At 62.7% G+C, this 24,534-nt stretch carries 28 protein-coding genes and 1 pseudogene; 7 read left to right on the top strand and 22 right to left on the bottom strand.

Features of this window, described 5'->3' with window-relative positions:
• The 9 genes from ispH to coxB all read right to left on the bottom strand — a co-directional run bounded on the left by ispH (window position 1) and on the right by coxB (window position 7,640).
• Window positions 1-1,005: a 4-hydroxy-3-methylbut-2-enyl diphosphate reductase gene (ispH, locus tag NKH71_RS11875; RefSeq protein ID WP_352895030.1), complete on the bottom strand. Its 1,005-nt coding sequence runs from the start codon at window positions 1,003-1,005 to the stop codon at window positions 1-3.
• A 107-nt stretch (window positions 1,006-1,112) separates the two neighbouring features.
• A complete protein-coding gene (locus NKH71_RS11870; protein WP_352895029.1) occupies window positions 1,113-1,868 on the bottom strand; it encodes an SURF1 family protein in 756 nt (251 codons plus the stop codon).
• Window positions 1,865-2,251: a DUF983 domain-containing protein gene (locus tag NKH71_RS11865; protein WP_023716925.1), complete on the bottom strand. Its 387-nt coding sequence runs from the start codon at window positions 2,249-2,251 to the stop codon at window positions 1,865-1,867. The genes NKH71_RS11870 and NKH71_RS11865 overlap by 4 nt, the downstream gene beginning before the upstream one ends.
• A gap of 111 nt (window positions 2,252-2,362) precedes the next feature.
• Window positions 2,363-3,244 carry a cytochrome c oxidase subunit 3 gene (locus NKH71_RS11860; protein WP_023716924.1) on the bottom strand — a complete coding sequence of 294 codons (882 nt, stop codon included), beginning with the start codon at window positions 3,242-3,244 and terminating at the stop codon, window positions 2,363-2,365.
• Window position 3,245: 1 nt separating this feature from the next.
• Window positions 3,246-3,878, bottom strand: coding sequence for a cytochrome c oxidase assembly protein (locus NKH71_RS11855; RefSeq protein WP_023716923.1), 633 nt, complete (start codon window positions 3,876-3,878; stop codon window positions 3,246-3,248).
• A gap of 7 nt (window positions 3,879-3,885) precedes the next feature.
• A complete protein-coding gene (locus tag NKH71_RS11850) occupies window positions 3,886-4,053 on the bottom strand; it encodes a cytochrome c oxidase system small membrane protein (RefSeq protein WP_023716922.1) in 168 nt (55 codons plus the stop codon).
• Window positions 4,050-4,994: a heme o synthase gene (locus NKH71_RS11845; protein ID WP_352483710.1), complete on the bottom strand. Its 945-nt coding sequence runs from the start codon at window positions 4,992-4,994 to the stop codon at window positions 4,050-4,052. Before NKH71_RS11845 ends, NKH71_RS11850 begins: the two co-directional genes overlap by 4 nt.
• 76 nt (window positions 4,995-5,070) lie before the next feature.
• Window positions 5,071-6,723, bottom strand: a complete 1,653-nt coding sequence (gene ctaD, locus NKH71_RS11840; protein WP_023716920.1) for a cytochrome c oxidase subunit I — start codon at window positions 6,721-6,723, stop codon at window positions 5,071-5,073.
• 38 nt (window positions 6,724-6,761) lie between these two features.
• A complete protein-coding gene (coxB, locus tag NKH71_RS11835; protein ID WP_023716919.1) occupies window positions 6,762-7,640 on the bottom strand; it encodes a cytochrome c oxidase subunit II in 879 nt (292 codons plus the stop codon).
• Between the two features lie 371 nt (window positions 7,641-8,011).
• Here coxB and NKH71_RS11830 point away from each other — a divergent pair, with 371 nt between their 5' ends.
• The 4 genes and pseudogenes from NKH71_RS11830 to NKH71_RS33440 all read left to right on the top strand — a co-directional run bounded on the left by NKH71_RS11830 (window position 8,012) and on the right by NKH71_RS33440 (window position 10,852).
• Window positions 8,012-8,536, top strand: coding sequence for an invasion associated locus B family protein (locus NKH71_RS11830; protein ID WP_023716918.1), 525 nt, complete (start codon window positions 8,012-8,014; stop codon window positions 8,534-8,536).
• Between the two features lie 128 nt (window positions 8,537-8,664).
• Window positions 8,665-10,077 (top strand): metalloprotease TldD, encoded by a 1,413-nt coding sequence (tldD, locus tag NKH71_RS11825; RefSeq protein WP_352895028.1) that lies wholly within the window; start codon window positions 8,665-8,667, stop codon window positions 10,075-10,077.
• Window positions 10,078-10,125: 48 nt separating this feature from the next.
• Window positions 10,126-10,548 (top strand): annotated as a pseudogene (locus NKH71_RS33445) (Sir2 family NAD-dependent protein deacetylase); the annotation flags it as partial.
• 55 nt (window positions 10,549-10,603) lie between these two features.
• Window positions 10,604-10,852 carry a hypothetical protein gene (locus tag NKH71_RS33440; RefSeq protein WP_502900359.1) on the top strand — a complete coding sequence of 83 codons (249 nt, stop codon included), beginning with the start codon at window positions 10,604-10,606 and terminating at the stop codon, window positions 10,850-10,852.
• Window positions 10,853-11,101: 249 nt separating this feature from the next.
• On the opposite strand, the gene NKH71_RS11815 is transcribed toward NKH71_RS33440, so the two are convergent.
• From NKH71_RS11815 to NKH71_RS11800, 4 genes are all read right to left on the bottom strand, one after another.
• Entirely contained in the window at window positions 11,102-11,635 is a 534-nt protein-coding gene (locus NKH71_RS11815) for an RES family NAD+ phosphorylase (protein WP_502895932.1), read from the bottom strand.
• A complete protein-coding gene (locus NKH71_RS11810) occupies window positions 11,601-11,972 on the bottom strand; it encodes an antitoxin Xre/MbcA/ParS toxin-binding domain-containing protein (protein WP_023716914.1) in 372 nt (123 codons plus the stop codon). Before NKH71_RS11810 ends, NKH71_RS11815 begins: the two co-directional genes overlap by 35 nt.
• A gap of 75 nt (window positions 11,973-12,047) precedes the next feature.
• The gene (locus tag NKH71_RS11805; protein WP_352895026.1) at window positions 12,048-13,289 is read right to left on the bottom strand and encodes a class I SAM-dependent RNA methyltransferase; all 1,242 of its coding nucleotides are present in this window, start codon (window positions 13,287-13,289) and stop codon (window positions 12,048-12,050) included.
• A complete protein-coding gene (locus NKH71_RS11800) occupies window positions 13,286-14,095 on the bottom strand; it encodes a TlyA family RNA methyltransferase (protein ID WP_352547559.1) in 810 nt (269 codons plus the stop codon). Before NKH71_RS11800 ends, NKH71_RS11805 begins: the two co-directional genes overlap by 4 nt.
• A gap of 174 nt (window positions 14,096-14,269) precedes the next feature.
• Here NKH71_RS11800 and NKH71_RS11795 point away from each other — a divergent pair, with 174 nt between their 5' ends.
• On the top strand, window positions 14,270-14,671 hold the full coding sequence (locus NKH71_RS11795; protein WP_352494381.1) for a GFA family protein: 402 nt from the start codon (window positions 14,270-14,272) through the stop codon (window positions 14,669-14,671).
• Window positions 14,672-14,674: 3 nt separating this feature from the next.
• On the opposite strand, the gene NKH71_RS11790 is transcribed toward NKH71_RS11795, so the two are convergent.
• The 7 genes from NKH71_RS11790 to NKH71_RS11760 form a co-directional block, all read right to left on the bottom strand.
• Window positions 14,675-14,968, bottom strand: a complete 294-nt coding sequence (locus NKH71_RS11790; RefSeq protein WP_023716911.1) for a hypothetical protein — start codon at window positions 14,966-14,968, stop codon at window positions 14,675-14,677.
• Between the two features lie 206 nt (window positions 14,969-15,174).
• Window positions 15,175-17,088, bottom strand: coding sequence for a 1-deoxy-D-xylulose-5-phosphate synthase (gene dxs, locus NKH71_RS11785; protein WP_023716910.1), 1,914 nt, complete (start codon window positions 17,086-17,088; stop codon window positions 15,175-15,177).
• Between the two features lie 81 nt (window positions 17,089-17,169).
• The gene (locus tag NKH71_RS11780; RefSeq protein ID WP_352483716.1) at window positions 17,170-18,090 is read right to left on the bottom strand and encodes a pirin family protein; all 921 of its coding nucleotides are present in this window, start codon (window positions 18,088-18,090) and stop codon (window positions 17,170-17,172) included.
• Between the two features lie 9 nt (window positions 18,091-18,099).
• Complete coding sequence (locus NKH71_RS11775) at window positions 18,100-18,366, bottom strand: DUF2277 domain-containing protein (RefSeq protein WP_023716908.1); 267 nt, start codon at window positions 18,364-18,366, stop codon at window positions 18,100-18,102.
• A 107-nt stretch (window positions 18,367-18,473) separates the two neighbouring features.
• Window positions 18,474-18,725, bottom strand: a complete 252-nt coding sequence (locus tag NKH71_RS11770; protein WP_023716907.1) for an exodeoxyribonuclease VII small subunit — start codon at window positions 18,723-18,725, stop codon at window positions 18,474-18,476.
• 3 nt (window positions 18,726-18,728) lie between these two features.
• Window positions 18,729-19,655 carry a histone deacetylase family protein gene (locus tag NKH71_RS11765; protein ID WP_352895023.1) on the bottom strand — a complete coding sequence of 309 codons (927 nt, stop codon included), beginning with the start codon at window positions 19,653-19,655 and terminating at the stop codon, window positions 18,729-18,731.
• A gap of 131 nt (window positions 19,656-19,786) precedes the next feature.
• On the bottom strand, window positions 19,787-20,440 hold the full coding sequence (locus NKH71_RS11760; protein WP_352716242.1) for a TetR/AcrR family transcriptional regulator: 654 nt from the start codon (window positions 20,438-20,440) through the stop codon (window positions 19,787-19,789).
• A gap of 118 nt (window positions 20,441-20,558) precedes the next feature.
• Between NKH71_RS11760 and NKH71_RS11755 the strand changes: the two genes are divergently transcribed.
• A complete protein-coding gene (locus NKH71_RS11755; protein ID WP_352895021.1) occupies window positions 20,559-21,782 on the top strand; it encodes an MFS transporter in 1,224 nt (407 codons plus the stop codon).
• Window positions 21,783-21,840: 58 nt separating this feature from the next.
• Here the strand turns inward: NKH71_RS11755 and ribB are convergent, their stop codons facing one another.
• Window positions 21,841-22,941: a 3,4-dihydroxy-2-butanone-4-phosphate synthase gene (ribB, locus tag NKH71_RS11750; protein WP_023716904.1), complete on the bottom strand. Its 1,101-nt coding sequence runs from the start codon at window positions 22,939-22,941 to the stop codon at window positions 21,841-21,843.
• 210 nt (window positions 22,942-23,151) lie between these two features.
• Window positions 23,152-24,267 carry a chorismate synthase gene (gene aroC / locus NKH71_RS11745; RefSeq protein ID WP_352589006.1) on the bottom strand — a complete coding sequence of 372 codons (1,116 nt, stop codon included), beginning with the start codon at window positions 24,265-24,267 and terminating at the stop codon, window positions 23,152-23,154.
• Between the two features lie 37 nt (window positions 24,268-24,304).
• Here aroC and NKH71_RS11740 point away from each other — a divergent pair, with 37 nt between their 5' ends.
• Window positions 24,305-24,529 carry a hypothetical protein gene (locus NKH71_RS11740; RefSeq protein ID WP_352494383.1) on the top strand — a complete coding sequence of 75 codons (225 nt, stop codon included), beginning with the start codon at window positions 24,305-24,307 and terminating at the stop codon, window positions 24,527-24,529.
• Window positions 24,530-24,534: the final 5 nt, after the last annotated feature.

The raw sequence follows: 24,534 nt of genomic DNA, 5'->3' as shown, positions 1-24,534 counted from the left end.
CTACGCAGCCCCATTGACGAAGGCCATGTCGGCTGCCGTCAGTTCGACATCGCGCAACACCCGCATCACCGGAAAATCCTCTGTCTCCGTCGCCGTCACGGCCAGCTCGATGGTCACGTCGAAGCGCTGCCGGAAGGCATCGACAATCTCGTCGACGATGATCTCCGGCGCCGAGGCGCCCGCCGACAGGCCGAGCGTCGAGATGGCGGCAATGTCATTCCATGGAATTTCGGAGGCGCGCTGCACGAGAAGTGACATCGAGGCGCCGGCGCGCTCGGCCACTTCGACCAGGCGTCGCGAGTTGGAGGAGTTGGGCGCACCGACGACCAGGAAAAGATCGGCGCCGGCTGCTGTTTCCTTGACCGCCTCCTGGCGATTGGTGGTGGCATAGCAGATCGATTCCGCCGCCGGCGCGTGCAGCTCGGGAAAACGTTGCTGCAGGGCGCGGATGATGCCGGCAGTGTCCTCGACCGACAGCGTCGTCTGGGTGACGAAACCGAGCGCTTGCGGGTCTGCGGGCCCGAAGCTTGCGGCGTCGGCTTCGGTCTCGATCAGAGTGACCGCGCCGTCCGGCAACTGGCCCATTGTGCCGATCACCTCCGGATGCCCGGCATGACCGATCAAAAGCACGTGGCGCCCAAGCCGCTGATGGCGCATTGCCTGCTTGTGGACCTTCGAGACCAGCGGGCAAGTCGCATCGAGATAGAAGAGGTTGCGGGACTGGGCGTCGGCCGGTACCGATTTCGGCACGCCATGCGCCGAAAAGACAACGGGGCTCTGGCGATGCTCGGGCGGGATCTCGGAGAGCTCCTCGATGAACACCGCGCCGAGACTTTGCAGCCCTTCGACGACGTAGCGGTTGTGCACGATCTCGTGGCGGACATAAACCGGCGCGCCATATTTCTTGAGTGCCAGCACGACGATCTGGATGGCACGGTCGACGCCCGCACAGAAACCGCGCGGCTGGCAGAGCCGGATGGTCAGCGGTGGCTTTGTCTGAAGCATGATTGCATCTTACGCTGATTGTAGGCCGGTTGATCGGACTATGACTTCTGAGCTCAAGGCGCGAAATGAGGTGTGCGGCCCTGCCCTGTCAAGGGTAGTGGCGGCGATCATTGGTCTTTCGCCGGGCGGCGGAGCCAGGAGATCAGGACACCGGCAAGGGCGACGGCAAGGCCGTACCAGGTTATCGCATATTGCAGATGGCTGTTCGGCAGGTCGATGACGGTGACGCCGCCGACCGGCAACCCGCCGGGGTTGGCCGCCGCGTTCGCATCGATGAAGATCGGCACCAGCACCGCACCTGCCGGCAGGCCGGCGCTCGAGGCCATCGCGTCACGATCTTTCCAGTAGAAGATGTTCTTCTGTGGGTCATTGTCTGGAAGCATCATCGAGGGCTTGGCCGGCAGCGGGTTGCGGGCGAGCCCCGTCACCGTCACTTTGCCCGTCACCTGCCCCTGCGGCCGCTTGGCGGGGCCCTTGAAATCGTAGGGCACGAAGCCGCGGTTGATCAGCACGAAACGGCCATCGTCGAGCTGCAGCGGCGTGAACACATCGAAGCCGGACTGGCCTTCCCAGGTGGCGAGGAAATGCCGTTCGCCTTGATGCAGGAAAGTGCCGGTCACTATCACCGGCGTGTAGTCCACGTCGCCGGTGGCAGCAAACCGCTTTTCGACCTCGGCCAATGGCACAGGCGCCGAATGCGTGCGCTGGTCGATCGTCTGGAGAAGGCCCTCTTTCCAGTGCAGGCGCTGAACCTGCCAGGTGCCGAGCGCCAGCAGGATCAAAAACACGACGATACCCAGGCCGAGCGCCAATGCGCGTTTCGGCCTCGACCGGCCGGCCACCAAACCTGATGCCTCGCTCATTCGCCGCGGTCCAGCCGGCCCTCGGCCGCCTTGTTGCGGTATTGCAGCGTCAGCAGCACGCCCTTGATCAGCCTGAGCGCCGCCAGGCAAAGCACCAGCGTCAGCGGAATCCACAGCAACAGATGCAGCCAGAGCGGCGGATTGAGCGTCACCTCCATCCACAGCGCCAGGCCGACGACGATGAAGCCGATGATCAGAATAACGAACACCGCCGGCCCGTCGCCGGCATCGGCGAAGGAATAATCGAGGCCGCAATTGGTACAGCGATCGCCGACGGTGAGGAACCCGGAGAACAGCTTGCCCTCGCCACAGCGGGGGCAGCGGCCATGCAGGCCGGCCGAGATCGGATCGATTGGTGGCCAGATCGCCTTGTCGTCGCTCATGGGGTCATCCTAGGAGCATTTGCCGCAAAAGATAAGGCGGCCACGTCGCCGCAGCCGCCTTGTCTATTTCCTCGGCCCCATTTTCCTCGGGCCCATTTCCTCGGGCCAATGTCAGTGCGGTTCGATCATTGCGCCGTTCGATGCCCAGACATAGATCGAGGCAAACAGGAATAGCCACACCACGTCGACGAAATGCCAGTACCAGGCGGCGGCCTCGAAGCCGAAATGCTGCTTGGGCGTGAAGTCGCCCTTCATGGCGCGGATCAGGCAGACCAGCAGGAAGATAGTGCCGATGATGACGTGGAAACCATGGAAGCCGGTCGCCATGAAGAAGGTGGCGCCGTAGATCGAATCCCTGAAGCCGAACGGCGCATGCATGTACTCGTAGGCCTGCACCATGGTGAACAGCATGCCGAGGCCGACGGTCAGCACCAAGCCATTGATCAGCCCTTTGCGGTCGCCGTGGATGAGCGAGTGGTGCGCCCAGGTCACCGTGGTGCCCGACAGGAGCAAGATGACGGTGTTGTAAAGCGGCAGATGGAAAGGGTCGAGAACTTCGAGGCCCTTGGGCGGCCAGACGCCGCCGGTGAAGGCGGTACGGGCATACTGATGGACCTCGCCGGGGAACAGGCTGGCGTCGAAGAAGGCCCAGAACCAGGCGACGAAGAACATCACCTCGGAGGCGATGAACATGATCATGCCGTAGCGCAGATGCAGCGACACGACACGAGTGTGGTGTCCCTCATGCGCTTCCTTGATCGTATCAGACCACCAGGCGAACATCGTGTAGATGACGATCAGCAGGCCGATGAAGAACAACCATGGATTGGCGATGTTGAAACCGAAGATGGGGAAATCGCCGCCCTTGAGATATTGCATGTAACAGACGCCGCCGATCGCGGTCACCAGCGCCCCGACGGAGCCCAGGAAAGGCCATGGGCTCGGGTCGACGAGGTGGTAGTCATGTTGTGGTTTTGCGTGTGCGTCTGCCATATCAACCCCCGAGGCTTGCTTCGGTATCTGAACTCTTGTTGCGGCGGCCGTCGGCCGGTACCGATGATGCGACCGGCTTGGTCTTGTCGACCGGGAACATCGTATAGGACAGGGTAATCGTCCTCAAATCCTTCAGTTCCGGCGCGTTGACGATGTCGGGATCGACATAGAACACGACCGGCATGTCCAACGTCTCGCCCGGCTTCAGCGTCGTGTCGGTGAAGCAGAAACACTCGACCTTGTTGAAGTAAGGTCCGGCCAGTTCAGGCTGTACATTGAAGGTGGCGCGTCCGGTGATGGGCCGGCTGAATTTGTTGGTCGCGCTGAAATGCGCCTCGGCTGTTTCGCCGATCTTGATGGTGATCGAGCGGGCGACCGGCTGGAATTGCCAGGGAATGCCGACGGTGTTGGCATCGAAGCGGATGGTGATGTCACGGTCGAGCACCCGATCGGCATATTGCTGGGTCGCCCGTTTAACGGTGCCGCCGTAGCCTGTCGCCTGGCAGAACATCGCGTAGAGCGGCACTGCGGCATAGGCCATGCCGATCATGCCGCCGAAGAACGCGATGCAGACGCCGGCGACGACGCGGTTCGTATTCTTCTTCGTAGGATCGGTGACTGTTTGCCTGGTCATGTTCAGCTCACATCGAACCGGTGACGCTGTGACCAAATTTCACGATGGTCGCGACGTAGAATATGACGACCAGCGCCGCCAGCGCGAAGCCGATTGCGGCCGAGCGATTGCGGCGGGCCTTCTGCTGACGGTCGGTCAGCGTGACCAGTTCAAGCTTCTTTTCGGCCATGCTCATGCTCCACCGATGGTCAGCGCGCGCGCGACGACGCAATCGCCAAGGTAGGCGGCGAAGATGGCGAAGAGATAGAGCAGCGAATAGCCGAACAGGGCCTTGGCCGGCTTCATCGCCCGGTCGTCATCGGCCATTTGCAGCACCTTCCACGCATACCAGACGAAGCCGGCGCCGAGCAGCAATGCAACGACGCCATAGGCTGGCGTGGTGAAGCCGAGAACCCATGGCAGCACGCCAACCGGTGCGAGGACCAGCGCATAGGCAAAGATCTGGCGTCTGGTCGAAGCCTGGCCGGCGACATTCGGCATCATCGGAATGCCTGCCTTGGCATAGTCCTCCGACTTGAAGAGCGCGAGCGCCCAGAAATGCGGCGGCGTCCACAGGAAGATGATCAGGAACAGCACCAAGCTTTCGAGGCTGACCGATCCGGTTACCGCCGCCCAGCCGATGACCGGCGGAATGGCACCGGCAGCACCGCCGATGACAATGTTCTGTGGCGTCCAGCGCTTCAGCCACATCGTGTAGATGACGGCATAGAAAAAGATGGTGAAGGCCAGAAGCGATGCGGCCAACCAGTTGACCAGCACGCCGAGCGTCATCACCGACAGAACCGACAGCACCAGCCCGAAGCTCAATGCCTCGCCAGGCCGTATGCGGCCGGCCGGCACGGGACGGCCGGCGGTGCGCGTCATCACCGCATCGATGTCTGCGTCATACCACATGTTGAGCGCACCGGACGCGCCGGCACCAATGGCAATAGCCAGGATCGCGATCACCGCCAGCAGCGGATTGATGGTCACCGGGGCGGCGACCATGCCGACAAACGCTGTGAACACCACCAGCGACATGACGCGCGGCTTCAGCAGGGCGAAGAAATCGCCCGCCGTCGCTTCCGACATGCGGAAGCCCGGCTCGTCAATCAGTCTGTCTTCGGCAAGGGCCATGCGTACTTAGAGTCCATCATTCCGTTGGCCAAAACCGCCGGACGGCCGGCGGTTCCGTATTAAAGGAGGCAACCGCCTACTTGATCTTCGGCAGCTGTTCCCATTGGTGGAACGGCGGCGGCGAAGGCAGCTGCCATTCCAGCGTGGTCGCACCCTCACCCCAAGGATTGGCGCCGGCGACCCGCTTCTTCTGGAACGCCTCGAAGACGCCGAACAGGAAGATGACGACGCCGACAGCCGAGATGTACGAGCCGTAGGACGACACCATATTCCAGCCGGCGAAGGCATCGGGATAGTCGATATAGCGACGCGGCATTCCGGAGAGACCGAGGAAATGCTGCGGGAAAAAGACCAGGTTGACGCCGACGAAAGTGACCCAGAAGTGGGTGTTGGCGATCACCGGCGAATACATGTAGCCGGTCATCTTCGGGAACCAGTAGTACCAGCCGGCGAAGATGGCGAAGACCGCGCCCAGTGACAGCACGTAGTGGAAGTGCGCAACCACGAAATAGGTGTCGTGCAGCGGGCGGTCGAGGCCGGCATTGGCCAATTGCACGCCGGTGACGCCACCAACTGTGAACAGGAAGATGAAGCCGATCGCCCACAGCATCGGGGTCTTAAGCGAAATCGACCCGCCCCACATAGTGGCGATCCACGAGAATATCTTCACGCCCGTCGGCACCGCGATGACCATGGTGGCGAAGACGAAATAGCGCTGGGTGTCGAGCGACAGGCCCGTCGTGTACATGTGGTGGGCCCAGACGATGAAGCCCACCGCGCCGATGGCAACCATCGCATAGGCCATGCCGAGATAGCCGAACACCGGCTTCCTCGAAAAGGTCGAGATGATATGGCTGATGATGCCGAAGCCCGGCAGGATCAGGATATAGACTTCTGGATGGCCGAAGAACCAGAACAGGTGCTGGAACAGGATCGGGTCGCCGCCGCCGTCCGGGGCGAAGAAGGTGGTGCCGAAATTGCGGTCGGTCAAAAGCATGGTGATGCCGCCGGCCAGCACCGGCAACGACAGCAGCAGCAGGAAGGCGGTGATCAACACCGACCACGCGAACAGCGGCATCTTGTGCATGGTCATGCCGGGCGCGCGCATGTTGAAGATGGTGGTGATGAAGTTGATGGCGCCAAGAATCGAGGAGGCGCCGGCGATGTGGATTGAAAGGATCGCCAGGTCCATGGCCGGTCCAGGCTGGCCCGATGTCGAGAGCGGCGGATAAAGCGTCCAGCCGCCACCGACGCCATAGGCGCCCGGCGCACTCGGGACGAAGGCCGAGATAATCAGCAGGATGAAAGCCGGCGGCAGCAGCCAGAACGAGACGTTGTTCATGCGCGGGAACGCCATGTCCGGCGCGCCGATCATGATCGGCACCATCCAGTTGGCAAAGCCGCCGATCAGCGCCGGCATCACCATGAAGAAGATCATGATCAGCGCATGCGCGGTGGTGAAGGCATTGTACATGCTCTTGCCGCCGTCGATGGCGGCGTCACCGTTCATGCCGTAGACCATCTGTGCCAGGCCAGTGAATATCTGGATGCCCGGCTCCTGCAATTCCATGCGCATGACGACCGATAAGGCGCCACCGATGCAGCCCGCCATGATCGCGAAGATCAGATAAAGCGTACCGATGTCCTTGTGGTTGGTCGAATACACCCACCGGACCCAGCCATGATACGGCTTGTGGTCGTGGTCGTCGTGAGCTGCAGCGTCTGCCATGGTCGGCTCCGTTCCCTGAATCTTTTCTGGTCGCGGCATCAGTTGCCGGCGGCCGCTACCTTGTTCGTGCCATCGACCTCGGCCATCAGCGCCTTGTTGGCGCCGGGAAGATCGGTCTTGGCTGCCGCCAGCCAGGTCTTGTATTGCGCATCGGAGACGACGCGAATGGCGATCGGCATGAAGGCGTGGTCCTTGCCGCAGAGTTCCGAGCACTGGCCGTAATAGAGGCCTTCCTTGTCGGCCTTGAACCACACCTCGTTGATGCGGCCCGGCACCGCGTCGGTCTTGATGCCGAAGGACGGCATGGCAAAGGCGTGAATGACGTCGGTCGCCGTCACCAGCACGCGGGTCATGGTGTTGACAGGCACCACCATCTCATTGTCGACGGCGAGCAGGCGCGGATAGGCGGCGCGATCTTCCTTGCCGGCAGCAGCCCTGTCGGCATCCTGAAGGATCGCGGAATTGAAGGAAAGCGTGTTGTCGACCTGGTATTCGTAATCCCAGTTCCACTGATTGCCCGTCGCCTTGACGGTCAGCTTGGCTTCTTCCGGCGGCGTGTATTGCGCGGTCAGCAGCTGGAACGAAGGAATGGCGAGACAGAGCAGGATGACGACGGGACCGACAGTCCAGATGACCTCGATCAGCGTGTTGTGGCTGGTGCGCGACGGGGTCGGGTTGACGCTCGCCCGGAATTTCAAAATGCAGTAGGCGATCAGAAAAAGCACCAAGGCGGTGATCACAATGATGAACGCGAACGAATAGTTTCCGAACCACTCGATCTGCCTCATAATATCGGTCGCCGGAGGCTGAAAACTGGTTTCCCAGGGTTGAGGCTGGGCTGCATGAGCGGATGCAGCGGCAAACAACGTGGCAGCGGCACTAGCTACGATTTTGGCGGTTGCCAGGAATTTTCTCATCGCCCTCGTCATCTCCCAGTTCCTCGCGATCGGACCGCAAGAATGCCGAATAATGCCGGGACGGGAATCCCGGACAATTCAAGGCTGGTTCAAACCATACTCTATTTGCCTCCGCAAGAAAGGAGCGGCGGAACCCGTGCGGCATTTTTGCGCGCAAGCGCGGCTGTAGCTTCGTGCGGTGACCGCTCGTCGCGAATCACCGGAGCGGCATCCCGGCAGAATGAGCCGCGCGGCGCGCGAAACCGTCGCAATTAGGGCGAAATTGGCACGGAAAAGCGCATTGTCGCCTATGTCGGGGCAGACCGCGGGGGTCTCGTCCTTTACTTGGGTTTAGTGCGGCTTAAAGTGCCGTGATTCGCAATGGAGCCGTCATGAACGCTTGGCTTTCGAGAACCTTGGCGGAGGTCATCCTTGTTGCCGCCGCAATAGCCTTGTCAGGCGGCGGCCTGGCCAATGCCGCGCAGCCAAGCGGCACGGTGAAGTCGACGCATGGGGCGTGGTCGATCATCTGCGATACGCCGGCCGGTGCTACGTCCGAACAATGCGTGATGATGCAGAACGTCGTCGCCGAGGACCGCCCGGAAATGGGTCTTTCCGTTGTCGTGCTGCGTACAGCCGACAACAAGGCCGAAATCCTTCGTGTGCTGGCGCCGCTCGGCGTGCTGTTGCCCAACGGCCTCGGCCTCAATGTCGACGGCAAGGATATCGGCCGCGCCTATTTCGTGCGCTGTTTCCAGGACGGCTGCTATGCCGAGGTCATCCTGGAAAAGCCGCTGCTCGATACGCTGAAGACCGGTACGTCGGCGACCTTTATCGTCTTCCAGACGCCCGAAGAAGGCATCGGCATTCCCGTCGACCTCAAGGGTTTTGCCGACGGCTTCGCCGCCCTCCCTTGAACGCGGTCTTGTAGCACGATCCAGTGATTGTTGACCGGCCGCGGTCACGGCAAATCTCATTTCAGATTGTCTGTGCAGGCCTTCGCGCCTACATCGTGGGAAACAATCCTCCTGCGAATGGACCTGCCATGAACAGCCTGATCGGCCAATTCGACATTTCCGACGATCGCATCAAGCAGATCGTCGCCGAGACCATCAACGGCGCCGACGACGGCGAACTGTTTCTCGAATACAGCGAAAGCGAAGCGCTGATGTTCGACAATGGCAAGCTGAAGACCGCGAATTTCAACACCGACCAGGGTTTCGGCCTGCGCGCCGTCGCTGGCGAGGCCAGCGGCTACGCCCATTCCAGTGATCTCTCCGAAGCCTCGCTGCGGCGCGCCGCCGATGCCGTTTCGACGGTGAAGAGCGGCTATTCCGGCACGCTTGCCGCAGCGCCCGCCCGTACCAACCGCCATCTCTACGGCGACGGAAACCCGATCCCCTCGCCTTCCTTCGAGACCAAGGCCAAGTTGCTTCAGGAAATCGATGCATGGCTGCGGGCCGAAGATCCGCGCGTCAGGCAGGTGACGGCGTCGCTCGCCGCCTCCTGGCAGCATGTCGAGATCGTGCGCGCCGATGGCCAGATGGTCCGCGACATCCGCCCGCTGGTCAGGATCAACGTATCGGTGGTGGTCGGCGACGGCGACCGCCAGGAGAGCGGCTCCTACGGCATGGGAGGCCGCAAGGATTTTGGCGAATTCCTGGTCGAGGACAGCTGGCGGCACGCGGCCAAGGAGGCACTGCGGCAGGCGCTCGTCAATCTCGAAGCGGTTCCAGCACCTGCCGGCACTTTCAACATCGTGCTGTCGAGCGGCTGGCCGGGCGTCATGTTGCACGAGGCCGTCGGCCACGGGCTGGAAGGCGATTTCAACCGCAAAAAGACGTCGGCCTTTGCCGGCCTGCTTGGCCAGCAGGTGGCGGCGAAAGGCGTCACCGTCGTTGACGACGGCACCATGCCCGAGCGGCGAGGTTCGCTGACCGTCGACGACGAAGGCACGCCTTCGGCCCATAACGTGCTGATCGATGATGGCAAGCTGGTCGGCTACATGCAGGACCGCCAGAATGCACGGCTGATGGGCATGAAGGCCACCGGCAACGGGCGGCGCCAAGGTTACGCGCATGAGCCGATGCCGCGCATGACCAACACCTACATGACGGCAGGCGACATGGAGCCGGAGGAAATCATAGCCTCGGTCAAGAACGGCATCTATGCCGTGTCGTTCGGTGGCGGCCAGGTCGACATCACTTCGGGCAAGTTCGTGTTCGGCTGCACCGAGGCCTACATGATCGAGAACGGCAAGGTGACGCAACCGATCAAGGGCGCCATGCTGATCGGCAATGGGCCGGATGCCATGCATCGGGTTTCGATGGTCGGCAACGACATGAAGCTCGACACCGGCATCGGCATGTGCGGCAAGGCCGGACAGGGCGTGCCGGTCGGCGTCGGCCAGCCGCATCTCAGGATGAACCAGATGACGGTCGGCGGCACCAGGGTTTGATGCGGCTGCCGCCTTCCGGTAACATCGCCTTCCAAATGATGTTTCCGGATGCCGGTGTCTTCGACCATGTCCAAAGCCAAAATCGTCATCCTGACAGGCGCCGGCATTTCGGCGGAATCGGGCGTCGCCACGTTCCGGGATCCCGACGGGGTCTGGGCGAAATACGACCTGCAGGACGTGGCCACGCCGCAAGGTTTTGCGCGCGACCCCGTAAAGGTGCAGGATTTCTACAATATGCGCCGGCGGCAGATGGGCAGCGTCGAGCCGAATGCGGCGCACGCCGCGCTGGCCAAGCTCGAGCAGAAATTCCCAGGCGACGTCCTCGTCGTCACGCAGAATATCGACGACCTGCATGAGCGCGCCGGTTCGCGCAAACTGATCCATATGCATGGAGAACTGGGCCATGCCCTTTGCCTGAGCTGCGGGCAAAGCAGCACCTGGGCCGACGACATCGCTGCCCATTCGGCCTGTCCAGCGTGTGGCGCAAAAGGTCAATTGAGGCCTGACGTGGTCTGGTTCGGCGAAAATGCCTTACCGCATGGAGGAGGTCGGCGAGGCGCTGACGCGCTGCGACCTATTCGTGGCCATCGGCACCAGCGGGAGTGTCTACCCGGCAGCAGGTTTCGTGGAGGAGGCACGCGCGGCCGGAGCCGTAACAGCCGAACTCAATCTGAAATGCGCCGGCTGGGCCTCCCGTTTCGACGAGCAGATGGAAGGGCCGGCGACACAAGTGGTGCCCGCCTTCGTCGAGCGCGTCCTTTCAGGCGCAGGCTAGCACCGTCTGGCTATGCAGCCTTGAATTCAGCGCGCGATCAGCATCTTTGTTATGTCGGGAGAGGAAACTGTGATCGCTGCCGGAGAAAAGCTAGAAGTCACCAGTTCGACCGACGATCAAGTCGCACTGCCTGTTCCAGTCTTGCCTTTAACACGGCCAGAGGACGTATTTGGATCCCTGCCCCACATAGGCAGGCCGAAGACGTTGGAAGAGATGGAGGCGGGTGTGCCCGCCGCAGCTCGAACTGCCCTAAAGCCATGATGCCGCTGTTTTCGGCAGGCGATGGTCGGGATCGATGATTTCAAGATCCGGAGCATCGTTTTCGTTCCAGCGCCACAGCGCGACGCATGTGCCGCCAGGCGACATGAAGGACGGGTAGATCACGCCGTGCAGCCCGTCGCCAAGCAAGCGGTCTCTCAGTTGGTGCGTCTCGGGCACAAAGCCTCCATCCACGATGTCACGCCATTCGCACCGGTGAATGTCGGCCGTTACACCGAGCTTCGACAGCGTATCAGCCTCTGTCAGGTCGGCCAGCCGGGCGCCTGACAGTTTCAATTGTGCAATCAGCGCCGGGTGCTGGACAAAACCCTGATTGTACTCGGCCCAAGCCGTGGACAGTTCCCGGGCGGCGTAGATCGCCGGCGTGCCAATCGGATTCCAGCGGCCGCCGAAGCGGGCCGCGCCCTCACCGGAAAGCGGCAGATGGGCCCAGCGCGGCACAAAAGCGCGCCATAGAGTCAGCCTGGGTTCAGGCATAGATGCCGGAGCGGACTGCCTCCAGATAGGCAAGCACCTTGTCAGTCTTGCCTTCGCGAACGAGATCGTAGGCGGTCTTTCCCGCCCAGCCGGGGATCGGCTGATGTTTGAACCAGATCGCGGCACGCTGTTCATCACCGGCCATCTCGCCGGCCATCGCCAGGATGCGGACGATGGGACTCAATGCGGCGTCGACCTTGCGCGCACCGGACTTGGCGGCAAGCGTGTTGCGCGCGAGACCGGTCAGGCCGGCCAGTTCAGTCATATTGACCCCTAGCAGTGCGGCTACCCGCCTCGGCGAGAGAAACGGCGCCCGCTCCTCGCCGAAGCGCGATGCCGAATTTTCAAAGGCTGCGGTGCTCATGGCAATTTCCTAGCCCAGTTTGAACGACGTACACTCAAAATGTGCTTTTTTGGTGCGCATTTCAAGCCCTAGCTGCTAGCGCCTTCGTCTCGGCTTCTCCAACAGCGCGACGGCCTCGACATGCGGCGACCACAGGAACTGGTCGATCGGGATTACGCTCTTCAAGGCGTAACCGCCATCGAGGAGGATGCGAAGATCCCGCGCCAGCGTCACCGGATTGCAGGACACCGCGGCGACGAGCGGCACGTCGGAGCGCGCGATCTGCTTCGACTGGTCCTCGGCGCCGGCGCGGGGCGGGTCGAAGACTACGCCGTCAAAGGCATTCAACTCCTTGAATGTGAGCGGCCGCCGGAACAGGTCGCGACGTTCGCCGGTCACCCGCTTCAGGCCGCTGGCGAAACGGAAGGCCCGGTCAAGCGCCGAGAGTGCTGCCGCATCGCCTTCCACCGCATGAACCTCCGATCTTGAGGCCAGACGCAGTGCGAAGCTTCCGCAGCCGGCGAAGAGATCGGCGACCTTTTTGGCGCGCGCGAGATGCTGGCCGACAATGTCGGCCATCGCTTCTTCGGCGGCCTCGGTCGCCTGCAGGAAAGCACCCGGCGGCACTGCGACAGCGACGCCACCAAACAGGACGACCGGTTTCTTTGGTTCGATAATGATCTCGCCGTCGACCGACAGCCTGGCTAGCCTCTCGGCAATGACAAAGTTCGAGGCGACGCGGCGCTGGTTCTCGCCGAGCTTACCGGAATCGTGAACCGCGACATCGAGGCCGGAACCGGTCACCGTCACCGCCATGTGGAACGATTTGGTCGTGGTGCAGATCAGTCCGGCAAGCATCCTCAAACGGTCGAGCGCAGCGGCGATCTGCGGCAGCGAGATCGGGCATTCCTCGATGGAGATGATTTCGGACGACAGCGCGCGAACGAAGCCGAACTGCATTCCCGCCTCGCTCCGCCGGGCAGTGAAGACGACGCGGCGGCGCGTGTGCGGCGCGCACGGCACCAGCGGGCCGACATCGCAGGCGATGCCCTTGCTCTTCAGCGCATGCACGACCCTTTCGCGCTTCCATTGGTGATAGGCTTCAGTCTCGAGATGCTGGACGGCGCAGCCGCCGCATTCGCCGAAATGGCGGCACGGCGGATCGACTCGCAGCGGCGAGGCCTCAAGCACCGACATCAAGGTAGCGCGATCTTTCTCCCGCCCGGCGGTGACGACCTCTCCCGGCAGCGTAAACGGAATGAAAACCTCGCCGGTCTCGGTCTCGGCGATGCCGTCGCCCTGCGAGCCCAATTTTGCGATCGTGAAACGCGTGCTCATCGCTTCTCAATCCCGGCCCGCCCGATCTTGGCAGGCTTGGTCGCGACGGCCTTGATGCCGCCGAGCAGGAACTCGCGGTTGCCGTCGCCGCCCTCTATCGGCGACAGATGAAGTCCCAACGAGCGCCAGCCGGGAATGGCATCGAGCCAGTCCTGCATCAGGCCGGCAATGCGCGCCGCATCATAGGGGTCCTTCAGCAGGCCGCCCTTGCCGATCGCCTCGCGGCCGGCCTCGAATTGCGGCTTGACCAGAAACACGGCTTTTGCGCCGTTCCTGGCCAAGGCAAGCGCCGGCGGCAGCGCCAGTTTCAGCGATATGAAGCTGACATCCGAGACGATGAAATCCGGCACACGGCCGCCGAGATCGGCGGCCGACAGTTCGCGCGCATTCAGGCCTTCAATCACCGTCACGCGCGGATCGCCGGCAATGTCGGAGTGGATCTGGCCGTGCCCGACATCGATCGCCGTGACATGCGCCGCGCCGCGTTCGAGAAGTACCTGCGTGAAGCCGCCGGTCGAGGCGCCGACATCGAGCGCTTCGCTACCGGTGGGGTCGAGGCCGAAATGGTCGAGACCAGCCTTCAGCTTCAGTGCGGCGCGCGAGACGTAACCTTGCGCCGGATCGTCAACGACGATGTTGCACTCAGGCAGAACGGCCTGGCCCGGCTTGTGGGCGACGATGCCGTCGACCGTCACGGTGCCGCGCGCCACCGCATCGCGAGCACGCGAGCGGCTGGCAAACAGGCCGCGCTGGACGAGTAATTCGTCGAGCCGCTGGCGAATGCTGGCTGGCGGAAGGGAAGTCATCGGCCTTCATGGCGAATGCCAACGATGATGGCAAGGATATTGGCGATGAGACAAGGCATAGTTGGAAAAGCGGGTGAACTCATCAGCCGCTCCGCTGTTTGTCGAACCTCGCACGACACCCGACGCAATGCTAAGAAGAGATGCCGTTTAGCCGTCGAAACGTGGAGGAGGAACATGCTGACGGGAACCTGCCACTGCGGCGCAGCCCACTGGACCCTGGAGGGCGATCCCGGTTCGATCACTGCCTGCAACTGTACGCTTTGCCGTCGCTACGGCACGCTCTGGGCGTATGACTATGTCGACGAACGCATCCGCCTTGCGGGGCCCGTGAGTGCCTATACGCGCGTTGGAAGGGCTCACCCTTCGCTTGAGATTCTCTTCTGTCCAACGTGCGCTTGCGTCCTGGCCTGGCGCGGATTGCGTGCCGATACCGCCGGTCGCCACCGCATCGCCGTCAATATGAGGCTTGCGCCGCCGGAGGCTGTCGCCGACCTCCCGATCGATCATTTCGACGGTCTCGACACATTCGAGGATTTGCCGAGGGATGGTCGCTGTGTGCGGGATATGTGGTTCTAGTTTCTAGAATATGGTCCGCGAAACCCGCCGTTCAACGGCCGGCGTCAGACCGTCGCTGCTGTCGCCGGACACCTGCGGGCGCGGCCGGTCAACGGAAATGGACGCCTTCGGCAAGGTATCTGGCACGACGACGAATTGCGGCGCCTCCTTGTAGGAGAAGCCGCCACGGATTTGGCCGATCTTGCCGGCGACGATGCCCATCACCGCCTCTTCGAGTTTGCGGTCGTAGCGCGTTTCGGCCACGGCCGACGCGGCGAAGATGGCCGTTAGCGCGATGCCGCCCAAAAGCGATCTCATTGGTCTTCTTTCCCCTGCCGGTCGCTTTCTAGCAGGGCGGCGTTGAAAAACGGCCAAAGGACACGGCAAGCAAATCGCCAAATGGCAGCGTAAACAGTATCTTACGACTGTTCGCCGGTAATTTGATTCAAGCAGTTGAGATTTTGATTCAGACTGGCATTTGCAGCCAAGCAGAATCTTTTGGCGTTGCAGAAACGCGGAAACAACTAGGCGCGCTGGGCCTGCGCGGTATGCCCCAACGCCACGAACACTGTGCGCACGATGCCGGCGCTGTCCAGCCCGGCATCGGCATACATCTTTTCCGGCTTGGCATGGTCGACGAAAGTGTCGGGCAGCACCAGCGGGCGCACCTTCAGGCCGCTCTCCAGCAGCCCTTCGTGGGCCAGGAACTGCAGCACATGGCTGGCGAAGCCGCCGACCGCGCCCTCTTCCACCGTCACCAGTATCTCGTGCGAACGGGCCAGCCGCCGGATCAGATCCTCGTCGAGCGGCTTGGCAAAACGGGCATCGGCGACCGTGGTCGAAAGCCCCGCCGCGCCAAGCTCCTCGGCCGCGGCCAGGCAATCCTGCAGCCTGGTGCCGAAGGAAAGCAGCGCAACCTTGGTGCCTTCCCTGACGATCCGGCCCTTGCCGATCTCCAATACCGAGCCGCGCTGCGGCATCTCGACGCCAACGCCGTTGCCGCGCGGATAGCGGAAGGCGATCGGGCCGTCATCGTAGCTTGCAGCGGTGCGTACCATGTGGCGCAGCTCGGCCTCATCGGCCGCCGCCATGACGACGAAACCGGGCAGCGTCGCCAGGAAGGTGGTGTCGAAAGCGCCGCAATGGGTGGCACCATCGGCGCCGACGAAGCCGGCGCGGTCGATCGGAAAGCGCACCGGCAATTTCTGGATCGCCACGTCGTGGACGACCTGGTCGTAGGCGCGCTGCAGGAAGGTCGAGTAGATCGCCGCGAAAGGCTTGAAGCCTTCCGTGGCAAGGCCGGCGGCGAAGGTCACCGCATGCTGCTCGGCAATGCCGACATCGAAGGTCCTCGCCGGAAACGCTTCGCCGAAGAGGTCAAGCCCGGTGCCGTTCGGCATGGCGGCGGTGATGGCGACGATGCGGTCGTCCTCTCGGGCCTCCTGGATCAGACTGTCGGCAAATACCTTGGTGTAGCTCGGCGCGTTGGCGGGCGCCTTGGCCTGGGCGCCGGTAATGACGTCGAATTTGTTGACGCCGTGATATTTGTCGGCGGCCGCCTCGGCCGGGGCGTAGCCCTTGCCCTTCTGGGTCACGACGTGGATCAGCACCGGGCCGTCGGCATTGTCGCGGACGTTCTTCAGCACCGGGATCAGGTGCTCGAGGTTGTGGCCGTCGATTGGGCCGATGTGGTAGAAACCCATTTCCTCGAACAGCGTGCCGCCGGTGACGTAGCCGCGCGCGTGCTCGACCGCCCGCTTGATGGCGCGATCGGCGCGCTCGCCGAGATAGGACGTCAGCTTCTTGCCGAAATCGCGCAACCCCAGATAGGTCTTGCCAGACGCCAGACGGGCCAGATAGGCGCTCATTGCGCCGGTCGGTGGAGCGATCGACATATCGTTGTCGTTCAAGATGACGATTAGCCGGGCATCGAGTGCGCCGGCATTGTTCATCGCCTCATAAGCCATGCCGGCCGACATGGCGCCGTCGCCGATGACGGCAATGACATTGTTGCGGCCATCGGACAGATCGCGCGCCATCGCCATGCCGAGGCCGGCTGAAATCGAGGTCGAGGAGTGGGCTGCGCCGAACGGATCGTATTCGCTCTCGACGCGACGGGTGAAACCGGACAGCCCCCCCTCCTGCCGCAGCGTGCGGATGCGGTCGCGGCGGCCGGTCAGGATCTTGTGCGGATAGGCCTGGTGGCCGACGTCCCAGATCAGCCGATCGTCCGGCGTGTTGAAGACGTAGTGCAGCGCGACGGTCAACTCGACCACGCCAAGGCCGGCGCCGAGATGCCCGCCGGTGTGGGAGACGACGTCGATCAGTTCGGCGCGAAGCTCGGAAGCCAGCTGCGGCAGGTCGCCTTCGGCAAGCGTGCGCAAATCGGCCGGGACGCGGACCTTGTCGAGAAGCGGCGTATCGGGCTTTGCGTTCACTGTTTGCGAGCCTGGTCAGATTTTCTGTTCATCGTGAAATATGCCGCTGGCCGGCGAATGTAAATGTGGCGGTAACGCGCATCAGCTTTCGGGCAGCGGGATGAACTCTTGCTCGTCTCCGGGAACGATATCGAAGCGGCCCGTCTTCCATTCTTCTTTCGCCTGTTCGATGCGTTCCTTTGAGGACGATACGAAATTCCACCAGATATAACGTTTCGAACCGAGCGAAGCGCCGCCAAACAGCATGAAATGGGCGCCGCTCTCCGATAAAACAACGATCTCATCGCCGGGCCGGAAAACCAGCAGCCGCTCGGCCGGGAAGCGGTCACCGGATATCGAAACCTCGCCTTCCAGCGTATAGATGGCGCGCTCCTCGGCATCGGCCGGGATCTTCACGCTGGCACCCGGCGCCAGCCTGAGATCGGCGTACAGTGTGTCCGAAGCGGTCGCAACCGGGGAGCGCATTCCGGAAAACGCACCGATGACGATATGGCCGCTGACCCCCTCGGCATCGATTTCGGGCAGGCGCAGCGCCGCGGTGTTTTCGAAGATCGGCGCGACCTCCTCCTTGCCGTCCGGCAGCGCCAACCATGTCTGCAGGCCGGAAACCGACATCGGCGCGCCGCGCAGTTCTTCTGGCGTGCGCTCCGAATGGACGATGCCGCGGCCGGCGGTCATCAGATTCACGTCGCCGGGCTGGATCACCATCTCGGTGCCGAGCGAATCACGGTGCCTGATCTTGCCGTCGAACAGGTAAGTCACCGTCGACAGTCCGATATGCGGATGTGGACGGACGTCGAGCGCCTGGCCGGCCCGAAGAACTGCCGGACCCATACGATCGAAGAAGATGAAAGGTCCGACCAGCCGGCGCCTGGCCGTCGGCAAGGCGCGGCGAACCTGAAATCCGCCAATATCCTTGGCGTTCGGAATGACCATCAGCTCGATCTGATCGCTGGCGAAGGCATCGCCCATCTGCGGATCGTTTCCGGGAAAGAAGCTCACGCGGTCCCCTCAGGCGAAGCGAAGTGCAGATTTGGCCTTCGCCTTGGCCGCCACCTCTTCGCGATTGCGCGGATGCTGCGTCGTCTCGAGGCTGTCGAGCAATTCGCGCGCCGAGGCGGCAATGGCCTCGACGGCATGGTCAAACGCATGCTGGTTCTGTTTTGACGGTCGCGTCGTTCCGCTCAGCTTGCGGACAAACTGAAGTGCGGCATCGCGGACCTCGTCATTGGTTGCCGGCGGATCGAAATTGAACAGGGTTTTGATGTTTCTGCACATCGTTCGCAATCTCCTCTCGTCCTGGAGCCGTTTCAAACGGGATGAGTTTTATCCTCAATCATGGTGATGTCCAAAGCCGGCAAGCACAATCGTCGTTCGAGGCCGCCTCAATCCGCGTCCAACGGCTCTGTCCCCACCGGCTTGCCGTCACGCGACAGCCTGATTTTCTCGACCTTGTCCTCGGCCGCCTTCAACAGCCGGTCGCAATGGGCCTTCAGCGCCTCGCCGCGCTCGTAGATGCGGATCGACTGGTCGAGCGGCACGTCGCCGCGCTCCAGATCGTCGACGATCCTCTCTAGCGCGTCGAGCGCCTGCTCGAAGCTCATCGCCTTGACGTCCTCGTTGATCTCACCAGCCATCGTCTATCCCTTCATCAGCCGCCCGACATGGGCGGCGACTGAAAATGCCAATCCCTGCAGATCGTAGCCGCCCTCGAGCAGGCTGACGACCCGATTGCCGCTAAGGCGCCCGGCGCGTTCGAGCAACTGACCGGTCGCCCAGTCGAAATCATCCTCGGTCAGGTTGATCTCGGCCAGCGGATCGCGGTGGTGGGCGTCGAAACCGGCGGAGATGATGATAAGATCGGGCACAAAATTGTCGAGCGCCGGCAGGATGCGCGACAGAAAGGCGTCGCGGAAAACATCGCTGCCGCTCTGCGGCGCCAGCGGCGCGTTGACGATGTTGCCGGCGCCGGTTTCGCTCACGGCCCCGGTGCCGGGGTAAAGCGGCATCTGGTGCGTCGAGCAATAGAGCACGGACGGATCGTCCCAGAAGATGTCCTGCGTGCCGTTGCCATGATGCACATCCCAGTCGACGACGGCAACGCGGTCGGCGCCATGGTTCTTCTGCGCGTAGCGTGCCGCGATCGCCGCGGTGTTGAACAGGCAAAAACCCATGGAGGTGGTCTTTTCGGCATGATGGCCAGGCGGCCGTGCGGCGACGAAGACATTGTCGGCACGGCCGGTGAAGACGTCGTCAACAGCAGCGTTGGCAGCCCCGATCGCAGTCACGGCCGCCTGCCAGCTCTTTGGGCTGGCGGTGGTATCGGCGTCGATACGGGCGATGCCGGTGTCCGGTATCGCTGTGCGGACACGTTCGACGAATTCGGGCGGATGCGCGTAAAGGATGGTTGCCTCGTCGCCTTCCGGCGCCTGGACGCGATCGAGCGCCGCGAAGGCCTCGTCGTCAAGCACACGCTCTATGGCGCGCAAACGGTCCGGCCGCTCCGGGTGACCGGGCGAGGTTATGTGCTCGAGGAAAATCGGATGGGTGTAAAGTCTCGTGACCATGCCCCGATATAGGCGCGCCTCGACGCTTTGGCCATGTTTTAGCGTCTCGCTGGTGGGATGTTCAACAGGGTTTAAGCGGGCGGGGCCGGCTGGTTCCAGCGCGAGCCGCCAGATTGCTGGAAAGAACGACCTCAGGCCGGTGACTGGTCAATCTCGGGGTGCATCGACGATAGTCGATCAGGCTGGTGCAGCCTGCCGGTGCGATTGAGCAGCCCTTCCAGAAGAACCTTGAACGCCTTCACTGCCTTCTTCGACGTCGCTTCGGGATCGTTCGAATTTGCGATCCACTGCGCCGCATGCAACGAGGCGCCGCTGACCAGCCTTGCCGCGGCTTCGGGATCGACGGCAAGAATGGTCCCCTCGTCGCTCAGTCTTTGCAGGCTCTCCGTCATCGAGCGGATGCATGTGCTCTGGCTTGGCCATTGCGATGGATCGCCGAGCACCGCCGGCCCGTCGCGAAGCACAATACGCTGGATCTCCGGCTCCAGCGCCATCTCGATATAGGCGGTGCATTCGTCGACAAAGCCCTGCCAGAGATTGTCCGGCTTGGCCGAAACGACCTTCAGCCGGGCCGACATTTCGGCGTCGATCTCGGCGATGACCGCCTGGAGAAGGCCCTTCTTGTCGCCGAAGTGATGATAGAGCGCACCGCGCGTCAGCCCGGCCGATGCCGTGAAATCATCCATCGAGGCTTCGGCATAGCCGAGCGTGCCGAAGGCCTGGCGTGCCGCGGCAATCAGCTTGGCGCGGGTCTCGGCAATCATCTCCTTGCGAGGTCTGTGCATGCTCTGGCCCTATTAACATACGCTTCGTATGCCAATTGACATACGCGGCGTATGATCTATTTAAACTCATACGTTACGTATGTAATCGTCGAACCGTCCGTTGTCGAGGAGCCAGACCATGCAAAATCCCTATACCCAGATCTTTCGCGCGCCTGGCGCCATAGGCTTCGCCGCAGCCGGGTTCGTTGCCCGGCTGCCGATGGCCATGGCTCCGATCGGGATCGTTGCGATGCTGTCACAGACTGATGGCGAATACTGGCTGGCCGGCGCTGTCTCCGCGACATATGCGCTTGCCAACGCTTTCGTCGCGCCACAGGTATCGCGACTGGTGGATCGCCTCGGCCAGACGCGGATTGTGGTGCCGACCACCGTGATTTCCACGCTCGCTTTCGCGATCCTGATTGCGGCGGCCAATCAGCATTGGCCGATATGGACGCTGTTCGTGTCATCGCTGCTGGCTGCTGTCATGCCCAGCATCCCGGCAATGGTGCGCGCGCGCTGGACTGAGATCTTCCGCAACCGTCCCGAGCTGAACACCGCGTTCGCCTTTGAATCGGCGGCGGACGAACTGGTCTACATCGCCGGGGCATCGCTGTCGGTGGGGCTGAGCGTCGCGCTTTTCCCGGAAGCGGGAGTGCTCGCGAGCACATTGTTCCTCGCCCTCGGTTCGACGGCTTTCATCCTGCAGCGTTCGACCGAACCGCGAGCCAGACCGGTGGAACATGGTTCGGGCGGTTCGGCAATCCGCCTGCGGCCTGTCCAGATCCTCACCTTGGCCCTGATCTTCATTGGCGCGACCTTTGCAACCACGGAGGTGAGCACGGTGGCGATCACCAAGGAGCTTGGCCAGCCGGGCGCCGCCAGCTTCGTTATCGGCGTCTACGCGCTCGGATCGTTCGTCGTCGGCATCATTATCGGCGCCCTGAACCTGAAAGTGCCGCTGCAAATTCAACTTGCCATCGCAATCGCCATCATTGCGCTTACCACGCTGCCGCTGCTCGTCGCCGACACCGTGCCGCTGCTGGCACTGGCCGTCTTCGTCAGCGGCGTGGCGATCTCGCCGACCTTCATCACGGCATTCGGTCTGATCGAGCGGCGCGTGCCCGAGGCGGTGCTGACCGAAGGCGTGACCTGGGTGATGACCGGCATTGGCATCGGCATGGCGCTCGGCTCATTCGCCGCCGGCTCGGTGGTGGACGCTTTCGGCGCGCAGAACGGGTTCTGGGTATCGGTGGCGTCGGGCACAATCGCATTGGTCATCGTGCTTGCCGGCCAGCGCAGCCTTGCCGCGCCGGATTGCGACATTGCAGCCTGCGACGCTGCTGCGGTCGCTGCGGAATAGCTTCCGGTGCGTCCGGCCCGAGGCGGGGGCCGGACGCATACCAGCATCGTGAGAACGGTCAAAGAATCTCGGTCTTGGCGATGTGGATGCCAAAACCTTCGAGGCCGACATAATGGCGCTCGCGCGAGGCGATCAGATTGATCGAGGAAATGCCGAGATCCTTGAGGATTTGCGCGCCGAGGCCGATCTCGCGCCATTCGTTCTCGCGCCGGCGCGCCTCTTCATGGTCCTCGCGGTCGCCGGCAGCCGGCCGCTTGCGCTCCTGATGGGCGACGCCGACCGACCCTTCGCGCAGATAGACGATGACGCCGCGCTTGCGCTCACCCATCGCCTTCATGATGGCGTCCAGCCTGTGGCTGGTGCCGAAGACGTCACTCACCACGTCCTCGGAATGAAGGCGCACCGGCACCTCGACGCCGTCGCGGATATCGCCGAAGACGACCGCCACGTGATGCATGGAATCCCAGGGCAGCGTATAGGTAAAGACCTGCGCCTTGCCGCCGGGCGTCTCGATGTCGGAACAGGCGACGCGTTCGACCAGCGTTTCCTTGCGTTGCCGGTAGGCGATGAGGTCGGCAACCGAGATCTGCTTCAACCCGTGCTTTTCGGCGAAGGCCTGCACCTGCGGGCCGCGCATCACGGTGCCGTCATCGTTGACCAGCTCGGAAATGACGCCGACCGGCGGCAGGCCGGCGAGCTTGCAAAGGTCGACAGCGGCTTCGGTATGGCCCGAACGCATCAGTACGCCGCCCTCGCGCGCGATCAGCGGAAAGATGTGGCCGGGGCGCACGAAATCGGACGCGCCGACATTGCCATTGGCGAGATTGCGCACCGTCAGCGTGCGGTCGTCCGCCGAAATGCCAGTCGTGGTGCCGTGCTTGAAGTCGACGCTGACGGTAAAGGCAGTGGTGTGGGCAGAATCATTGTCGGCCACCATCGGCGACAGGTTGAGCCGCTTGGCTTCCTCGCGCGGCATCGGCGTGCAGACGATGCCTGACGTGTTGCGGACGATGAACGCCATCTTTTCCGGCGTGCAATGGACGGCGGCGACGATCAGGTCGCCCTCGTTCTCGCGCCCGTCATCGTCCATGACGACGACGATCTCGCCGCGCTCGAAGGCGCGCAGGGCTTCAACGATCTTCTTCTGGTCGTAAGGCATGGACGCTCGTTTCACTCGCAGGGAATAGGGGAGTAAGGGAGTAGGGCAGTACGGGAGTAGGGAAAAGGAAAAAATTGCTGTCGCGGGAGCTGCATAACCTACTCCCCTACTCCCCTACTCCCCTACTCCCCTACTCCCCTACTCCCCTACTCCCCTACTCCCCTACTCCCCTACTCCCCTACTCCCCTACTCCCCTACTCCCCTACCCCCCTACTCCCTACTCCCTACTCCCCTCCCTGTCTGTCCCCGATGCCGCAGATAATGATCGGCAATGGCGCAGGCAACCATCGCCTCGCCGATCGGCACGGCGCGGATGCCGACGCATGGATCGTGCCGGCCCTTGGTCATGATCTCGACGTCGTTGCCGTCCTTGTCGATCGACTTTCGCGGCGTCAGGATCGACGAGGTCGGCTTGACGGCGAAACGCGCGACGATCGCCTGGCCGGTCGAGATGCCACCGAGGATGCCGCCGGCATTGTTGGACAGGAAGACCGGTTTGCCGTCATTGCCCATGCGCATCTCGTCGGCATTCTCCTCGCCGGTGATGCGGGCGGCCTCGAAACCGTTGCCGATCTCGACGCCCTTGACGGCGTTGATAGACATCAGGCCGGAGGCGATGTCCTGGTCGAGCTTGGCATAGATCGGCGCGCCAAGCCCCGCCGGCACGCCGTCGGCGACGATCTCGATGACCGCACCGACCGAGGAGCCCGCCTTGCGGATACCGTCCAGATATTTGGTGAAGACGGCGACCGACGCCGGATCGGGAGTGAAGAACGGGTTTTCGGCGTCACCGACGAAATTCCAGTTCCAGTTGGCGCGATCGATCGATCTTTCGCCCATCGACACCAGCGCGCCGCGCACCACCATGCCTGGCACGATTTTGCGGGCAAGCGCCCCGGCCGCCACTCGCGCCGCAGTCTCACGCGCCGAGGAGCGACCGCCGCCGCGGTAATCGCGCAGGCCGTATTTGACCTCGTAAGTGTAGTCGGCATGGCCCGGCCGGAACTGGCGGGCGATGTCGCCATAGTCCTTGGAGCGCTGGTCGACATTCTCGATCAGCATCGACACCGGCGTGCCGGTGGTGATCATCGTCTCCCCGTCCTCATCGACAATAAAGCCGGACAGGACCTTGACCTCGTCAGGTTCGCGACGCTGGGTCACAAAACGTGACTGGCCGGGGCGACGCTTGTCGAGTTCGGCCTGGATCTCGTCGCGAGTGAAGCGGATGCCGGGCGGACAGCCATCGACGACGCAGCCCAGCGCCGGCCCGTGGCTTTCGCCCCAGGTGGTGACGCGGAAGAGATGGCCGAACGTGTTGTGCGACATGGAACCAGCCCTGCCGGCGTCGGAGCCGGCCTAGCGCATGACCTCGAAAATCGGCGCGATTTTCGGAAAGGATCATGCGCAAAAAAAATCAAAAGTGCTACAGCGTTCGTTGCGCGCCCAGGAGGACGCGGCGCTGCAGCTTGCCTTCTATTGGCGTTTTCCACAGTGGTCAAACTGTGATCCGGCGGATTTAGTTTTGACACATTCGATTGGTTTCTGCTCAGTTCCGTTCCGTTGGACCGAGCCGCTGTACCGGCAATGATTAAA

Source organism: Mesorhizobium sp. M0983, assembly GCF_040318975.1.
GTDB lineage: Bacteria > Pseudomonadota > Alphaproteobacteria > Rhizobiales > Rhizobiaceae > Mesorhizobium.
This window is presented reverse-complemented; position numbering and strand designations above follow the sequence as displayed.

Bases quoted from the DNA above. Each gene is read 5' to 3' on its own strand.
- ispH (WP_352895030.1), bottom strand. From the start codon at position 1,005: ATGCTTCAGACAAAGCCACCGCTGACCATCCGGCTCTGCCAGCCGCGC.
- NKH71_RS11870 (WP_352895029.1), bottom strand. From the start codon at position 1,868: ATGAGCGAGGCATCAGGTTTGGTGGCCGGCCGGTCGAGGCCGAAACGC.
- NKH71_RS11865 (WP_023716925.1), bottom strand. From the start codon at position 2,251: ATGAGCGACGACAAGGCGATCTGGCCACCAATCGATCCGATCTCGGCC.
- NKH71_RS11860 (WP_023716924.1), bottom strand. From the start codon at position 3,244: ATGGCAGACGCACACGCAAAACCACAACATGACTACCACCTCGTCGAC.
- NKH71_RS11855 (WP_023716923.1), bottom strand. From the start codon at position 3,878: ATGACCAGGCAAACAGTCACCGATCCTACGAAGAAGAATACGAACCGC.
- NKH71_RS11850 (WP_023716922.1), bottom strand. From the start codon at position 4,053: ATGAGCATGGCCGAAAAGAAGCTTGAACTGGTCACGCTGACCGACCGT.
- NKH71_RS11845 (WP_352483710.1), bottom strand. From the start codon at position 4,994: ATGGCCCTTGCCGAAGACAGACTGATTGACGAGCCGGGCTTCCGCATG.
- ctaD (WP_023716920.1), bottom strand. From the start codon at position 6,723: ATGGCAGACGCTGCAGCTCACGACGACCACGACCACAAGCCGTATCAT.
- coxB (WP_023716919.1), bottom strand. From the start codon at position 7,640: ATGAGAAAATTCCTGGCAACCGCCAAAATCGTAGCTAGTGCCGCTGCC.
- NKH71_RS11830 (WP_023716918.1), top strand. From the start codon at position 8,012: ATGAACGCTTGGCTTTCGAGAACCTTGGCGGAGGTCATCCTTGTTGCC.
- tldD (WP_352895028.1), top strand. From the start codon at position 8,665: ATGAACAGCCTGATCGGCCAATTCGACATTTCCGACGATCGCATCAAG.
- NKH71_RS33440 (WP_502900359.1), top strand. From the start codon at position 10,604: ATGCCTTACCGCATGGAGGAGGTCGGCGAGGCGCTGACGCGCTGCGAC.
- NKH71_RS11810 (WP_023716914.1), bottom strand. From the start codon at position 11,972: ATGAGCACCGCAGCCTTTGAAAATTCGGCATCGCGCTTCGGCGAGGAG.
- NKH71_RS11805 (WP_352895026.1), bottom strand. From the start codon at position 13,289: ATGAGCACGCGTTTCACGATCGCAAAATTGGGCTCGCAGGGCGACGGC.
- NKH71_RS11800 (WP_352547559.1), bottom strand. From the start codon at position 14,095: ATGACTTCCCTTCCGCCAGCCAGCATTCGCCAGCGGCTCGACGAATTA.
- NKH71_RS11795 (WP_352494381.1), top strand. From the start codon at position 14,270: ATGCTGACGGGAACCTGCCACTGCGGCGCAGCCCACTGGACCCTGGAG.
- NKH71_RS11790 (WP_023716911.1), bottom strand. From the start codon at position 14,968: ATGAGATCGCTTTTGGGCGGCATCGCGCTAACGGCCATCTTCGCCGCG.
- NKH71_RS11775 (WP_023716908.1), bottom strand. From the start codon at position 18,366: ATGTGCAGAAACATCAAAACCCTGTTCAATTTCGATCCGCCGGCAACC.
- NKH71_RS11770 (WP_023716907.1), bottom strand. From the start codon at position 18,725: ATGGCTGGTGAGATCAACGAGGACGTCAAGGCGATGAGCTTCGAGCAG.
- NKH71_RS11765 (WP_352895023.1), bottom strand. From the start codon at position 19,655: ATGGTCACGAGACTTTACACCCATCCGATTTTCCTCGAGCACATAACC.
- NKH71_RS11760 (WP_352716242.1), bottom strand. From the start codon at position 20,440: ATGCACAGACCTCGCAAGGAGATGATTGCCGAGACCCGCGCCAAGCTG.
- NKH71_RS11755 (WP_352895021.1), top strand. From the start codon at position 20,559: ATGCAAAATCCCTATACCCAGATCTTTCGCGCGCCTGGCGCCATAGGC.
- ribB (WP_023716904.1), bottom strand. From the start codon at position 22,941: ATGCCTTACGACCAGAAGAAGATCGTTGAAGCCCTGCGCGCCTTCGAG.
- aroC (WP_352589006.1), bottom strand. From the start codon at position 24,267: ATGTCGCACAACACGTTCGGCCATCTCTTCCGCGTCACCACCTGGGGC.
- NKH71_RS11740 (WP_352494383.1), top strand. From the start codon at position 24,305: ATGACCTCGAAAATCGGCGCGATTTTCGGAAAGGATCATGCGCAAAAA.